10 protein-coding genes are annotated in these 13,860 nt (G+C 53.9%); 3 read left to right on the top strand and 7 right to left on the bottom strand.

The features are described from left to right. The 3 genes from BLR64_RS07035 to BLR64_RS07025 form a co-directional block, all read left to right on the top strand. Positions 1-1,713, top strand: a 1,713-nt coding sequence (locus BLR64_RS07035; protein ID WP_208607142.1) for an S-layer homology domain-containing protein, incomplete at its 5' end; no start/stop codon positions are given. A gap of 267 nt (positions 1,714-1,980) precedes the next feature. After that, a complete protein-coding gene (locus BLR64_RS07030) occupies positions 1,981-2,886 on the top strand; it encodes an ArsR/SmtB family transcription factor (protein ID WP_090713438.1) in 906 nt (301 codons plus the stop codon). Positions 2,887-2,916: 30 nt separating this feature from the next. Then, entirely contained in the window at positions 2,917-4,191 is a 1,275-nt protein-coding gene (locus BLR64_RS07025) for an MFS transporter (RefSeq protein WP_090713437.1), read from the top strand. A 381-nt stretch (positions 4,192-4,572) separates the two neighbouring features. On the opposite strand, the gene BLR64_RS07020 is transcribed toward BLR64_RS07025, so the two are convergent. From BLR64_RS07020 to BLR64_RS06990, 7 genes are all read right to left on the bottom strand, one after another. Then, complete coding sequence (locus BLR64_RS07020) at positions 4,573-5,211, bottom strand: histidine phosphatase family protein (RefSeq protein ID WP_090713436.1); 639 nt, start codon at positions 5,209-5,211, stop codon at positions 4,573-4,575. Between the two features lie 150 nt (positions 5,212-5,361). Beyond that, entirely contained in the window at positions 5,362-6,165 is an 804-nt protein-coding gene (locus tag BLR64_RS07015; RefSeq protein WP_090713435.1) for an AAC(3) family N-acetyltransferase, read from the bottom strand. Between the two features lie 25 nt (positions 6,166-6,190). Beyond that, positions 6,191-7,783 carry a response regulator transcription factor gene (locus BLR64_RS07010; RefSeq protein ID WP_341833373.1) on the bottom strand — a complete coding sequence of 531 codons (1,593 nt, stop codon included), beginning with the start codon at positions 7,781-7,783 and terminating at the stop codon, positions 6,191-6,193. After that, the gene (locus tag BLR64_RS07005; protein WP_090713434.1) at positions 7,780-9,672 is read right to left on the bottom strand and encodes a cache domain-containing sensor histidine kinase; all 1,893 of its coding nucleotides are present in this window, start codon (positions 9,670-9,672) and stop codon (positions 7,780-7,782) included. The genes BLR64_RS07010 and BLR64_RS07005 overlap by 4 nt, the downstream gene beginning before the upstream one ends. Before the next feature lie 93 nt (positions 9,673-9,765). Beyond that, positions 9,766-11,466 (bottom strand): type 2 periplasmic-binding domain-containing protein, encoded by a 1,701-nt coding sequence (locus BLR64_RS07000; RefSeq protein ID WP_090713433.1) that lies wholly within the window; start codon positions 11,464-11,466, stop codon positions 9,766-9,768. 112 nt (positions 11,467-11,578) lie between these two features. Continuing rightward, positions 11,579-12,469: a carbohydrate ABC transporter permease gene (locus BLR64_RS06995; protein ID WP_090713432.1), complete on the bottom strand. Its 891-nt coding sequence runs from the start codon at positions 12,467-12,469 to the stop codon at positions 11,579-11,581. A gap of 19 nt (positions 12,470-12,488) precedes the next feature. Further along, the gene (locus tag BLR64_RS06990; protein ID WP_244157637.1) at positions 12,489-13,445 is read right to left on the bottom strand and encodes an ABC transporter permease; all 957 of its coding nucleotides are present in this window, start codon (positions 13,443-13,445) and stop codon (positions 12,489-12,491) included. Positions 13,446-13,860: the final 415 nt, after the last annotated feature.

Genomic DNA, 13,860 nt, shown 5'->3' with positions numbered 1-13,860 from the left:
CTGGTTGCCCTGAAGGTGACCGGACAGGAAATTATCGCTGCCCTGGAGAACGGCGTCAGCGGACTGGAAAGTGACCAGGGCCGTTTCGCCCAAGTCTCAGGCATGCGCTACACCTACGATTCCACCAAGAAACCGGAAATCGTCAATGCTACAACCAATGTGGTTGAGCAGGTCGGCGAGCGTATCGTCTCAGTAGAAATCAAGCAGGCCGACGGCAGTTATACTGCTATTGATCCTAAAGCTTACTACATCCTGTCCACCAACTCCTTCATGGCCGGCGGCGGCGACTTCTACCGTTCCCTGGCAGCCGCCAAGGCAGACGGACGTTACTACGAGCTGTATCTGCCGGACTATGAGGTCTTTACAGACTATCTGGCACAGGTTGGAACTGTAAACAATGCTACAGAAGGACGCATTAAGGACTTGAAGGGTGCAACGCCTACACCTACAACAACTCCGGGCAATCCTTCAAATGGCGGAGGACCAGTGGCAACACCGTCACCTACTGCGACAGCTACACCAGCACCAACGGCTGCACCGCAGGTGACAACCCTTACTGCCGAGACGCTGACAGCCCAGTTCGCCGCACTGCCTGCAGGCAGCAATGAGCTGGTTATCCCGCTGACTTCTACAACAGGCGGAGCCCAGGCTGTACTTCCGGCCAGTGTGCTGATCCAGCAGGCTGCAGCCAACCCGGCTTCAGTGCTTACCTTCAATACGACGGACGGAACCTCTTATTCGCTTCCGCTCAGTCTTGTGAATGGAACAGCACTTGCCGCACAGCTTGGTACGAGCAGCTTTACGATCACTGTATCCATTCTGCCAGCCGGCACAGCTACGCTGAGCAGTGTGAATCAGGCCATTGCTGCACAAGCAGGTTCAGTTACCCTGGCAGCGCCGGTAATTGAGTTCTCCATTTCCGCTCAGGCCGGCAATAGCAGCGTACCGCTGAACAGCTTCGGCAGCACCTACGTAAGCCGCACTATCAAGGCAACACAATCATTGAATCCGGACAATGCGACTGCTGTCTCCTTTGATCCGGCAACCGGTAAGCTTTCGTTCGTGCCTTCCGTATTCACTACCCAGGCTGACGGAACTGCCATAGTTACGATCAAACGGAACAGCAACAGCTATTACACCGTTGTCCAGTCCAGCAAGACGTTCGGAGATATCACCAGCCATTGGGCCAAATCGGCTATTGATCTCCTCGCATCCAAGCTGATTATCACCGGAACAAGCGATACGGCCTTCTCACCTTCACAAGCGGTGACCCGTGCAGAATTCGCTGCCCTGATTACCCGCTCGCTCGGTCTGGCAACAGTGAGCAGCGGCACTACCTTCAGTGACGTCAATTCAGGCGCATGGTATGCGGATGCTGTACACACCGCAGCGGCTGCGGGACTGATCACCGGCTACACAGACGGCAGCTTCATGCCGAACAGCCCGATCACCCGTCAGGAGATGGCTGCGATTCTGTCCAAAGCCATGAAATACACCGGCAAGTCACTGAACAGTGACCCTGCGGCGCTGGCCAAATTCAGCGATGCCGCTTCCCTTCCTGCCTGGTCTCAGGCGGCAGTAGCCGAAATTGCTGCTGAGGGCATTATCCAGGGACTGCCGGACGGCTCGTTCGCTCCGCAGAAATCAGCTACCCGCGCGGAAGCTGCTACGATGCTGGAGAAGACCCTGCTGGCGCTTGGCTTTATCAACTAAAAGCTGCGTAACCACATGTAAAGAGGCGGTTCCCCCGGATGTGAATAGCATCCGGCAGGAGCCGCCTCTTTTTTTTTATGCAATAGTATTATTCAGCCGCCGTGCTGCGCAATTCGGATTTTGTCATGCCATCCTGCTACGGGCAAGCATATTATTACTTGAAATATCCAATTAGTTCGCCTATACTAAAACAAATGATTGGTTCTATATTTATAGAACAATTTCTAACTGAGCCAGAAATTCTACTTTTGAAATGAGGGCCACGCTATGAGCTACAGTGTTGAAGTTGATTTTGCACCTATGTATGAATGTATCGCCAGTCTTAACGCCTTTCTTTACAAACAGAATCATACTGCCATGGACGCCGGTAAGCTCTGGGTCCGTGAGGTGCAGGACAGGTTTGCTCCGGTGCAGCTTCAGAAGATGCGGGAGGTTATCAGCCTGGCCGAGGATTTCAATTTGAATCCCTATATCTGGAGCTGTCCGGGTGAGCGGACGGTCCATGGATTCCTAAGCTGGTTTGAGGAGCTGACTACAGGGGAGCTATTTGAGATTTCCGGACGTTTCGGCCAGTCCGTCCCTGCCAATCTGCCCGAGCTGCGCAGCAGCGCAGCAGAGATGCTGCGTGTATGGGATGCCGGATATTTCAGCGGTATTGATCCGCAGATTCTTGCGGGACTGCAGAGCGAAGCAGACAGGCGGAGGGAGACGCTCGGCGGGGGAAATGACCTGGAGGTTTATGAACAGGCAACTGCCGGGATGCGCCTCTATCCGGCAGAGCAGCTGAAGCGGATTATTCTTATTCCCCAGTATCACTCCCGGCCGCTCGTTACTACGGCTTTTTATGATGAGTTTGTATTTACCAGCTACTCCTGTGATGTCCTTCCTCCGGAGGAAGGACGGCCCGCTGCGGCGCTTCTGCGGCTTACCCGGGCGCTCTCCGATGAGACGCGGCTGTATATTCTCCGGCTGCTGACCGGCCGGCAGCTGAGCTTCACTGAAATCGTCAAGCAGGTGGGCCTGTCCAAGAGCACAATCCATTACCATCTGATCGCCCTGCGCGCCGCCGGGCTGGTCATCGTCCACAGCACCAACAAATCGGCCTCTTACAGCCTGCGGCTGGAGGCACTGCAGGCGCTGCCGCAGCAAATCGGAAGGTATCTGGAAACTTGATCCGGATCAGGAAAGGGAGGGGATATACACGTGTTCAAACAAAAAAACAGTTATTACGGGCTTTTAGCCACCATATCCTTGAGCACCTTCGGCGATACCTTCGGGCTCCTGGCCATGGAATGGCTGGTCTATGAGCTGACCGGCTCCAAGCTGGCCATGGGTGCTCTTGTGCTCGCCTCCGGTATTCCCGAGCTCCTCATCCGCCTGCTGGGATCGCCGCTCTCCGACCGGCTGAACCGGGTGCGCCTGATGGCCTGCCTCGGATTGCTCCGGCTGCTGGCCATCCTCCTGCCGCTGGGCATGGGGCTTCTCGGCCAGCTGCAGCTCTGGCATCTCTTCGCCGCAGCCATGCTTAGCGGTGCCTGCTCTGCGCTGTTCCTCCCGACGGCAACCGCCGTCGTTCCCGGCGTGGCCGGCGACCGCAAGCTGATGCGGGCCTTTGCAATTATCGAAGGCTGCAAGGGCGCCGCCGTCCTGCTCGGGCCGGCGCTGGCGGGCGTGCTGACCGCATCCAGCGGGGCGCTGCCGGCTCTGGGCATCAATGCGCTGTGCTATTCAGCCGCAATTGCCACTCTGTTCAGCCTGCCGAAGCTGGCCAGGCCCCGGGAAGCAGCCGGCCGCTTCTCCCTTCAGGAATACTTGGGAGAAATCGCCGAAGGTTTCAGCTTTTATAGGCAATTCCCGGCCATGCTGACTATTATGGTTCTGGTCTCCGTCAGCAATCTCAGCTCGGTTGCCATCTGGACCATGATGGTCCCCTATGTCCGTGAAGTGCTGCACCGTGATGCGGCCGCACTGGGCTCCCTGGGTACGGCATCGGCGCTTGGCTACCTGAGCGGAATCAGTATCGTCTCGCTGATCGGAGAGATCAGACGCAGACGGCCTTTCATGCTCGGCAGCCTGATCGGAATCGGGCTGGTCACCGCTTTGTGGGGACTCATCCCAAGCTATCCGTTCGCCCTGGCCGCCGCGTTCATGGCTGGTGTCTTCGGACCGTTCTTCGGCTCCCTGAGCTCCGCTCTGCACGGGCAGCTGGTCCCGGCAAGCCACCAGGGCCGGGTGAATTCCATCCGCTTCCTGATCAGCGGCGGACTGCAGCCGCTTGGCGCTTTGGCCGGCGGGGCGGTTGCCGAATTCTACGGGGTTCCGACTTTGTTCGTGGCCGCCGGGCTGCTGCCGGTAATCTGCGCCGGACTTGCGGCGCTGCTCCCCGGCCTGAAGGCACTGGACGGTGATCTGACACAGCTTGCGGCCGGAGCACGGTTGGGGGTTCCGGCTGCAAGCCGGGTACAGCATGCCAAATAAGAAAAACAAACAGGCAGTGCCGTTTACGGACACTGCCTGCTGTTGCAGCTATTAATGCATGCCAATCTTTTCAGCTTCATGGAAATAAGCCTCCCGGGCCTTGCTGATCTATCTAAGTGGGTTTTCACCACCTATTTAGGAGCAATCTCCCTGTTCGGAGCTGCTAATTGGAAAAATGCTACTTAATTCTGCGTTTATCGTACTCATGGAGCGAATGTGGCCAAAAGAAGTGTCGATTTTCCACCTAATCACTGAAAAACAATAAAAATCATCAAATGAAGTGGTGAATATCCCACTAACTGCTGAAGACCCGCTTGTTCGGAGTTAAGCTCTATGAAGCACCTCAGATCCAGTTAAACTCCGGAGTTACAGCCTGCTTCCCTACGATTCCATAACAGCATCAGCTGACTCATAATGACTGATGTCTCCATGCAGCACGATCTCCGGTACACCCTCCTTGATGTCGATCCGGCACAGGCAGGTTGGATGAATATAAGGCAGCTCCCACAGCTTGTTCATCGGCCGTGCTTCAAAGTACGCCATCAGCACTTTGATTACAACTGTGTGCGTCACAATAAGCACCGTCTGCCCTTCATGGGTGCTAATAATCTCCTGCAGCCTGTTAAGCGCCCGCTCCTGCACCTGGGCGAAGGTCTCACTGCCCTCCACGCCGAATTTCTCCGGGTCTTCCCAGAAATACCGGAACTGCTCCGGTTCAGCCAGCTTGAGTGCCGGAGACTCGCAGCCTTCCCAGCTTCCCATGCACAGCTCCTTAAATTCGTCGCAGGCGGTTACGGGAATCTTGCGTTCTCCCAGAATAATCTCCGCGGTCCGCAGTGTCCGCGGGCTGGAGCTGGCATACACCGCATCTAGGTGCACCTCCTGCAGCCCCTTGCCAAGCCACTCGGCCTGCTGTATCCCAAGCGGAGTAAGCGGCGAGTCCTGATGCCCCTGCATCCGCTGCTGCACATTCCATTCTGTCTGGCCGTGCCGGGTTAAATAAACCGTCGTTGTTCCCATTGGTAATTCCTCCTTGAAGCTGCCCTGAGCTTAGTACTCTCTCTAAATTCTGCTACCGGATCACTTATCTCAAGTTCCACCTAACGAGCCCCACCAGTCACCGACACCCCAGGCGACGCGGCCTTCTGCAATCTGCAGCGGCCACGCAGCCTACTTCCGGTTCCGCTCCAGCCACTTCACACCGTAATCCACCAGCTCCCGCTGCGGCATCAGCTGGGCGGCCGATGCCGCCACACGCCCGTGCCGGGTCAGGCCTGTCTCTCTGCTGAAGTCCTCTCCAAGCGCCGCAAAATCCTCCGAATCCCAGTTCAGATCCCTGAACTGCACCCACTGCCGGGTCCCGTCTACCAGCATCGGTGTACCGGGGGTCACCTCCTGCTTCCCGGCATACTCTGCCCGGTATTCCGACAAGTGCAGGGAGGTGTTGTTCAGGCTGTCTACACCCAGCAGCAGCACGCTCCCGTGCAGATCGTAAATCCGGGCCAGCGGTGACTGCTCGCCGAAGGCGAATTCCAGCGCGTGCCCGTCAATGATGAAATCCCTGTGCTTTCCCCAGGCTACAAAGGAATCGACCGGATGACTGCTCCGCTTAACCCCACGCTGCTTGCGGAACGTATCCGCGATAACGCCCATACCCCGCAGCGGGGTCAGGTCCGGATCATAGACCGGCATCTGTTCGCGGATCGTCTGCCACCACGCTTCCGGCACGGGCGGCCTGCTCCAGCCTGCGGGATCGGTCTGGTCAGAGGACTGCGACGGCATGACGAGTGTCCCTTCCGTCCCAAGCACCTCCTCCAGGGCAAGAATAACAGCCACCGGACCACCGGCTACCCACTGGCCCAGTGACTTAAAAGAGGAATGCAGCAGCAGGGTCATGCCCTCCTGTACACCCAGCCTGCGGAAATCAGCCGCAAGCGTCTCTACAGTAATCAAATTGCCTTGTATCTCTTCCACTTTCGTACCTCCGAACCTGTATTTCTTAATAGAACTCCTTATCCTCCGGGCGGATGCCGCCTGCGCCCAGCAGCTTGATCCGGTATTCTCCGGGGGAGATGCCCTCCAGCTCCTTGAATACACGGGTAAACTGCTTGCTGTTCTCAAATCCGACGGCCTCCGACACTCCCGACAGCTTCATCATCCTGCTGCCTGACAGCAGCTCTTTGGCATGACGGATGCGCACCTTTTTGAGATAGATGACAAAGCTCTCGCCCGTATAGGCCTTAAAGGCCTCACTGAAATAAGAATAGCTGAGCGACACATGGTTGCTGACCATCGCCATATTCAAGGGACGCGCGTAATGCTCCTCGATATAAGCCAGCGCCGCTTCCATATCGGCATGCTCGGTATGTGCAGACCGTATTCCTATAATATAATCGTTTACACTGAGCAGCAAATGCTCCAGCGCGCGGTAATAATCATGGAAATGGCGGTAATTATACAGATTGCCTACTGTACGGTACAGCTTCAGCACCTCAACGGAGGCCTCCCCATGCACCCGGAATACCTCATCCAGCACACGTTCGTTGATGCTGCGGGCCACATTCTCCACGTAAGCCAGATCCAGATGCTGCAAATGCTCCGTCTGAAAAATATTCCCGAGCAGGCTCTTAATCTCCTTTTCCCGTTCGGTTCCCAGCATATTCAGCAGCTTGCGCAGCTCCTCCTCCGGCAGAGGAAAGCTAAGCCGGTCAGCACGGATACTCCCGTAATCCATAAAGCCGGACTGAGGCGTCAGAAAAGTATACTGCAGCGCACGGCAGGCCTGTTTATAGCATTCCTGAAAATCCTCCGGGTTGCCCGTTGTCTCGCTCACACCCATCAGCAGCCCTTTTATTTCCTTCGTTTCCGCGATTCTGTACAGGTTCAGAAATGCTTCAGCTCTTCCGCCGGCAAGGACCAGCTTTCCTTCCCAGTCGGTCAGCATCTCGCTGAACTGCTGCTCCAGCGGCCCCGTCAGCCGTTCCAGCAGCCCCTGCACCTCACCCGAGTTCATCCGCGTGCCGTCGCTGTAGTAATAATTTATAACGCCTACCATATACGGAAGCTGCAGCCTTCCCAGCTCCTCCAGCTGCTCCGGGCCGGGCTGTACATCCTGCTGCTGCAGCAGACGCTGGAGGCGGGCGGTACGCAGCTCCTTGCGGTAATTCTCGGTTTCCTGCGCCTGCCGGCTTGCACCGCTTTCCTGTGCCTGGCGCTCCTGCTGAATCTGCTCTAGAGTACCGAACAGCTCCTCGCGGCGGATCGGCTTCAGCAGGTAGTCCTTCACCCGGTGGCGGATCGCGCTTTTGGCATATTCAAAATCATCATGGCCGCTCAGGATAATCACGGCCGGGCGCAGCTCCGGCAGTACTTCCTCCGATAAATGCTCCAGCAGCGTGATACCGTCCATCACGGGCATACGGATATCGGTAATAATGATGTCAGCCGGCTCCCGCCGGAACAGCTCCAGCGCCTCCTGGCCGTTGCCTGCCAGCCCAATCGTATAAACCGCCGGATATTCCCGTTCTATCATTGCCTTAAGGCCCTGGCGGATCATTTTCTCGTCATCGACGATCAGCAGTTTCTTCATCATCTCTTATCCCCCGTCAAAAGTACTTTAGGCAGCGTCATAAACACCGTAGTCCACTGCCCCGGCTCACTTTGCAGCTCCAGCCCGTAAGCCTCGCCGTAGAACAGCTGCAGCCGCTGATGCACATTCCTTAGACCGATGCCTCCGGCTTTGTAGCCTGCAGTTCCCTTACCCGAAAACTCTGTGCCCTGCTCTTCTTTGGCGTAAATGTTCTCATGGAGAGCGGCCAGCCGCTCCGGCGTAAGCCCGCAGCCGTTGTCGCCAATCAGGATAAAGAGCTCTCCCTCCGATTCCGTCACATCAATACGTATGCTGCGGCCTTCCGGCTCATCCCCGCCGGTATTCCAGGCATGCTTCACACTGTTCTCCACAATCGGCTGCAGCGACATTTTCAGCACTTCGACTTCCATATAAACCTGATCTATATTTAACTCCAGATGGATGGGGTGTTCAAAACGGATATTCATAATCTCGATATAATTCTGAATATGGCGGATTTCATCGCGCAGCTTCACATACTCGCCTGTCCATTTAAAGTTATAGCGCATCATTCCGCCCAGCCAGGTCAAGGCATCGGAGATCATCCGCTGATCCTCGATTTCCGCCAGCATTTTTATATTTTCCAGCGTGTTGTAGAGGAAATGGGCATCGATCTGATTATGCAGCGTGCGCAGCTCGGCCTCCTTCGTGAGCGCCTGCTTATGCACGGCCTGGGCCACCAGCGTATTAATCGTATTCATCAGCTTGTTAAAGTGATGCGCCAGCTCCCCGACCTCCCCGCCTCCGCGGATGGCAAGTCCTGTATAGGTCTCGCCTTTACGCACCTTTTTCATCGTTTCGGTCAGCAGCCGCAGCTTCTTGAGAATGAAGGCATTCATGACATAGGCGATCAGCGTAACCAGAAAAATAAACCCGATGTTGGCACCGATCAGCAAATTGCGGGTCTGGGAGATATGCTTCATTACATCTTCCATGGATACCACATTGATCAGCGAAGCGCCGATCCGCTCAAGCGGAGTATGAATCAGCATGAACGAGCTGCCATTCTCCTTGTAATGAATGTCCCATTCCCCGGTCTCCCCGTAATGCTTCAGCCGCTCGGTAATGGCCTGCTCCAGCTGTGTATAGTTCTCTGTAAAAGAATTGTCACTGCGTGTAAACAACCGCATTCCGGAATCCGCGATGAACATCTGGGACTGGTTATCGCGTACATCCGTATACGTCTTCGGCGTGAAATTGTTCAGCATCATATCCACCTGGATCATTCCGACATGATGGCCGGCCGGAATGCTGATTGCCCGCAGCAGGGAGACCTTGGGCTGTCCATCTGTCATTAAATTAGTGTATCGCTGCATGACGTCGGGATCATTGCTCTGAAACACCCACAGCTCCCTTTCTTCAAGCTTCAGTGCTTCCTGATACCAAGGCTCCTCATACACCCGGTCTTCACGTAAAATAATCGGCCAGATCTCGTACATGCTCTCGTTGTTCGAGTACAGGCGCAGATGCTCAATGCCAGGGTTATTCAACTGGATTCGGCTTAAATTGACAAATGTTGTGTTGTTAAAATCAACAAGCTCCCCTAACGTAAGAGCGCTCTCATTTGAGAGATAGCTCCTTACAGCCGAGTCGGAATAAGCAATCTGTGCCGCCCGCTCCATCACTTCAATCTGATTGACGATGTGAAGCTTCTCCATCTGCAGCAGGTAATTGTTCTTATCCACGGCGTCACGGACATAGGTATTGTTAATGGTTCTAAAAGAAAACACGGAGACAAGGAGACTCGGGCCGAGGATAATGAAAATATAAGCGGCCACCAGCCTGCTCTGCAGCGATCTGCGCCCCCACCAGTAGCTGAAGGAACTCCAAAGCTCTCTAATCCGTTTACGCATACGCACTCTCCTGTTACCGCAGCATCATCTCAATATATAGAAGCAAACAACCCAAAAGCCCGCAGTCAGCGGGCAATTGGGTCTTATTCTATACTATTCCATACCGAGTTTCTTTTTGTTCTCCTGATACTTGGTCTGTCTGTAGGCATCGAAGGTCGCAAAGCCTTCTTTTTCCTTCTTCGCGAGGTAATCATTCCAGATCTCATCGAATTCGGCATCGGAGGAAGCCATCAGCAGCTTCGGCATTGTTTTGCCGCGGAGCTGTTTGAGCTTGGTAGCGATAATGCCTTCCGGCGAGTTGCCGGTAGGATCAATCAGCTGGAACTCGGAAGTGTTGATGGCCTTACCGCGGGTCCAGTCTTCCAGCTGCTTGAACGGTTCTACCGATTTAGGAGCCCATTGGTCGGTAATGTTCGTGTTCTGCATCATCCAGAACGTGAAGGAAGAGCCGTATTTTTTGTCGAATGCCGCACGGTCGCTGTTCATCAGCGCGAATGCTTCAGGCAGGAACTGGTCTTTACCATCAATTGTATCATAGCTGACGCCTTTTTCACCCAGGTACAAATCTTTATTTCCTTCCTCACTGTTCAGGTAGCTGAGGAATTTAATAGCACGTGCTTTGTCTTTTACATTTTTGGAGATCAGGGTTACTGTCCAGCCGGAGATACCAGGGCCGTTCAGGGTTGGCTGATCCAGCGCCGTATTGGAAGGTCCGTCTACAGCAATATAGGTCTGTTCAGGATTCTTCTGGTAAATCGTTCCGAGCTGGGAAGCGAAGTCCGTACGTTGGTACAGCATTGCAAAGTAGCGGCCTTGAGCGATCTTTTCTTCCATTTGGGCACGCTTGTCGATGAAAATATCTTTAGCCAGCAGTCCGTCCTGATTAGCCTGACGGAGTGTTTTCATCCAGCGTACATACTCAGGATCAGTCTCGCGCTCATACACCTTGCCATCCTTTTCCCAAGGGATCGCCAGGAAGTTCTGCAGGTAGCCTTCCAGGGAGTCATTGCCGTTCTCCGTAAACTCATGCAGGCCGAGTGGAATCAGCGGCTGGCCGTTTACTTGAGGGAATTTCTCCTGGGCCATTTTGAGGGCGTTCAGGAAGCCTTCCGGTGTGCGCATATCCGGGCTGCCAATCGCTTCATAAATATCCTTGCGGACTACGAAGGTCTGGTTGGATACATAGTTTGCGCCGTACTTCTCATAGTCGGCAGGTGAGGAGGAAGAGTTCGGATAACCATAGACATTGCCGTCCTCCTGGGTGTACCAGCCGAGCTTATCTTTATCGGAAACCTTGTAGAAGTAAGGGTCATATTCATCCGCCAGCTTGTTGAGCGGCAGCACCATATCGCCTTCGATCATTTTCTTGATCGCATCTTCCCAGAAGCCGAGGGTAATGAAGTCAGGCAGCTGGCCGGAAGCAATCATCGTATTCAGCTTTTCATTTTCGTTACCGGCAGGCACGATGAAGTTAATGTTGACGCCGGTCTTTTTCGTTACATATTGCGAGGTCGGGTCTACACCCCATTTATTTGGAAACCAGGAGAAATTCAGATACCAGTCAAAGGTGATCGGTGAAGTATCGCTTTGCCAGCCCGGTTCATCCCCCGACGGTGCAGCAGCCGTAGGTGCGGCCGAAGCTTCGGTTGTCGCCGCCGCTGTATTGTTATTCTCCTTATTTGCGTTGGCATTGCCTCCGGCATTGTTGTTGCCTGAGCAGCCTGACGCCGTCATCGCGAGCATCAGTCCCAAGAGCAGCAGCACCATTGATTTTGGCTTGCGTTTCATGCCCATGCTTGTTTACCCCTTTTCTAAAATGTTATGAATGAATACCTTTATAAGCTCAACCCCGGAAGCTGCTTGGCGCAGCCTCTGGAGGAGTTACCTGATTGTACACGGCCGCTGATCAGCCCTTGATTGAACCAATCATCATGCCTTTTACAAAATAACGCTGCAGGAACGGGTAGACGAAGACGATCGGCAGCGTGGTGACGACCATTGTCGCCAGCTTGATGGACTGGGAGGTTACAGTCTTGGTAACGCTGCTGCCCTGCAGGGCGACCATCATCTGATTGGAGCTGGACTGGGCAACCACCCGGAACAAATACGTCTGGATCGGCTGCAGATCCGGATTGTTGATGTAGATAATACCTGCAAAATAATCATTCCACTGATACACGCCGTGGAACAATGCGATTGTTGCGATAACCGGCATGGATACCGGCAGCACCACCCGCAGAAGTATGGACCAGTCATTGGCACCGTCGATCCAAGCCGCTTCCTCAAGCCCTTCGGGAATTTCCCGGAAGAAGGTCATGAAGATAATCAGATCGAAGAAGCTGAACAAGACCGGAATGATATAGACCAGGAAGTTATCGAGCAGGTGAAGATCCCGGTTCAGCAGGAAGGTTGGAATCAGTCCACCGTTAAAGAATAAGGTGATGGTACCGAGCAGAATGTAGAATTTTCCGCCGATCAGGCCTTTTCGGGACAGTGCATAAGCTACCATTGCCGTAAAGAATACGTGCAGGACAACTCCGATAACCGTCTTGGCCACCGTAACACCCATCGCCGTCATAATGCCGGAGCTGGCGAATACCGCTTCAAAGTTCTCCAGGCTGAACATCCGGGGCCACCAGTAGATCCCGCCCATCATGGCGTCATTACCGTCATTGAAGGCGTTGATCAGCACGTACCATATCGGATACAGAGTAATGAAGCAGATACACAGCATGACCAGGTTGTTGGCGATATCGAATATGGCTTCGCCCATCGTTTTGCGTTTGAGAGAAAACATGGTTTAAATCCTCCTTCTTCTAGAACAGTGACGTATCGTTGACTTTTTTGGTTACCTGGTTGGCAATCAGCAGCAGGATCAGTGCTATAACTGATTTGATCAACGTGACCGCCATAGAATAGGAGAAGCGGCTGGTGACAATCCCTGTATAGTAGATGTAATAGTCAATTACATTACTGGCTGTTTCGTTAAGCGAGTTGCGCAGGACCAGAATCTGGTCAAAATTGGAGTTGAGCACGCCGCTGACCGCCAGAATGAACAGGATGCTGATCGTTCCGCGGATAGCCGGCAGTGTGACGTACCACATTTTCTGGAAGCGTCCGGCTCCGTCAATGGTAGCGGCCTCATACATTTCCGGGGATACCCCGGCAATCGCGGCGAGATAAATAATCGCTGACCAGCCGAGCTCTTTCCAGATATCCGAGGAGATCACGATGGTCCAGAAGTAGCTTGGTTCCGCCAGATAGGATATCGGCTTATCGATAAGGTTCAGTGCCATCAGAATATTGTTAACGATCCCTACATCTGCAAGCCAGGTTGCCAGGATACCGCCAAGCACGACCCAGGAGAGAAAGTGCGGCAGGTAGGAGATCGTCTGAATCGCTTTTTTGTAGCGGATTGAACGTACCTCATTGAGAAACAGGGCAAAAATGATGGGGAGCGGGAAGCCGATCAGCAGCTTGATTAAACTGATGCCCAGCGTGTTCTTGATAACATACCTCAGATCCTCGTCCTCATATAATTCTCTGAAGTGCTGAAGTCCCACCCAAGGGGCCTCGGCAATCGATTTGACGATGTTGTATTCCTTGAAGGCGATAATCATCCCGTACATCGGAATGTAGTTAAAAATAATCATCCAGGCCACGCCGAGCAGCGCCATGGTCTGCAGATGCTTTTGGGCCAGCAGCCTTTTCCAGAGTGATCTTTTGCGACCTGAACCGGTTTCGATAAGCGCCGGAACGGGCTGCTTTTTCATCGGGCTAACCCCGCCGCTTGCTTTGTTCTCCATCGTATGGACCTCCAAGATAAATCTTTTTTCTGTAATGTGGTAAAAGCGTCTGCTATTTATAGCCTTATTGTAACCGCATTCAACCTAAGGGGGAAGGTAGCGAATTTCCGGTTTGGGGTCGCAAATTTCGGGTGGGGAGAGTAGCGAGTCGATCCGCTAGCCGCTGAGGCAGAGGGGGCCTATCCCTTCGCTAACCAGCCGCCTACTACTCACTTAGTGGGATTTTTCCCTCTATTGCGTGCTGATTGAGCTACTTTTGGTTGAGTTAGTGGGATTTTTCCCTCTATTGCGTGCTGATTGAGCTACCTCGGGCTGAGTTAGTGGGATTTTTCCCTCTATTGCGTGCTAATCGAGCTACCTTGGGCTGAGTTAGTGGGATTTT

The sequence above is a fragment of the Paenibacillus typhae genome (assembly GCF_900099765.1).
In the GTDB taxonomy this organism is placed as follows: Bacteria; Bacillota; Bacilli; order Paenibacillales; family Paenibacillaceae; genus Paenibacillus_AQ; species Paenibacillus_AQ typhae.
Note: the sequence above shows the minus strand (reverse complement) of the source record. Positions and strands in the feature narration are given on the sequence as shown.

What these genes read in the sequence shown, in the direction of transcription:
- BLR64_RS07005 (WP_090713434.1), bottom strand. Translation starts at nt 9,672, where the DNA reads ATGCGTAAACGGATTAGAGAGCTTTGGAGTTCCTTCAGCTACTGGTGG.
- BLR64_RS06995 (WP_090713432.1), bottom strand. Translation starts at nt 12,469, where the DNA reads ATGTTTTCTCTCAAACGCAAAACGATGGGCGAAGCCATATTCGATATC.
- BLR64_RS07000 (WP_090713433.1), bottom strand. Translation starts at nt 11,466, where the DNA reads ATGGGCATGAAACGCAAGCCAAAATCAATGGTGCTGCTGCTCTTGGGA.
- BLR64_RS07020 (WP_090713436.1), bottom strand. Translation starts at nt 5,211, where the DNA reads ATGGGAACAACGACGGTTTATTTAACCCGGCACGGCCAGACAGAATGG.
- BLR64_RS07010 (WP_341833373.1), bottom strand. Translation starts at nt 7,783, where the DNA reads ATGATGAAGAAACTGCTGATCGTCGATGACGAGAAAATGATCCGCCAG.
- BLR64_RS06990 (WP_244157637.1), bottom strand. Translation starts at nt 13,445, where the DNA reads ATGAAAAAGCAGCCCGTTCCGGCGCTTATCGAAACCGGTTCAGGTCGC.
- BLR64_RS07030 (WP_090713438.1), top strand. Translation starts at nt 1,981, where the DNA reads ATGAGCTACAGTGTTGAAGTTGATTTTGCACCTATGTATGAATGTATC.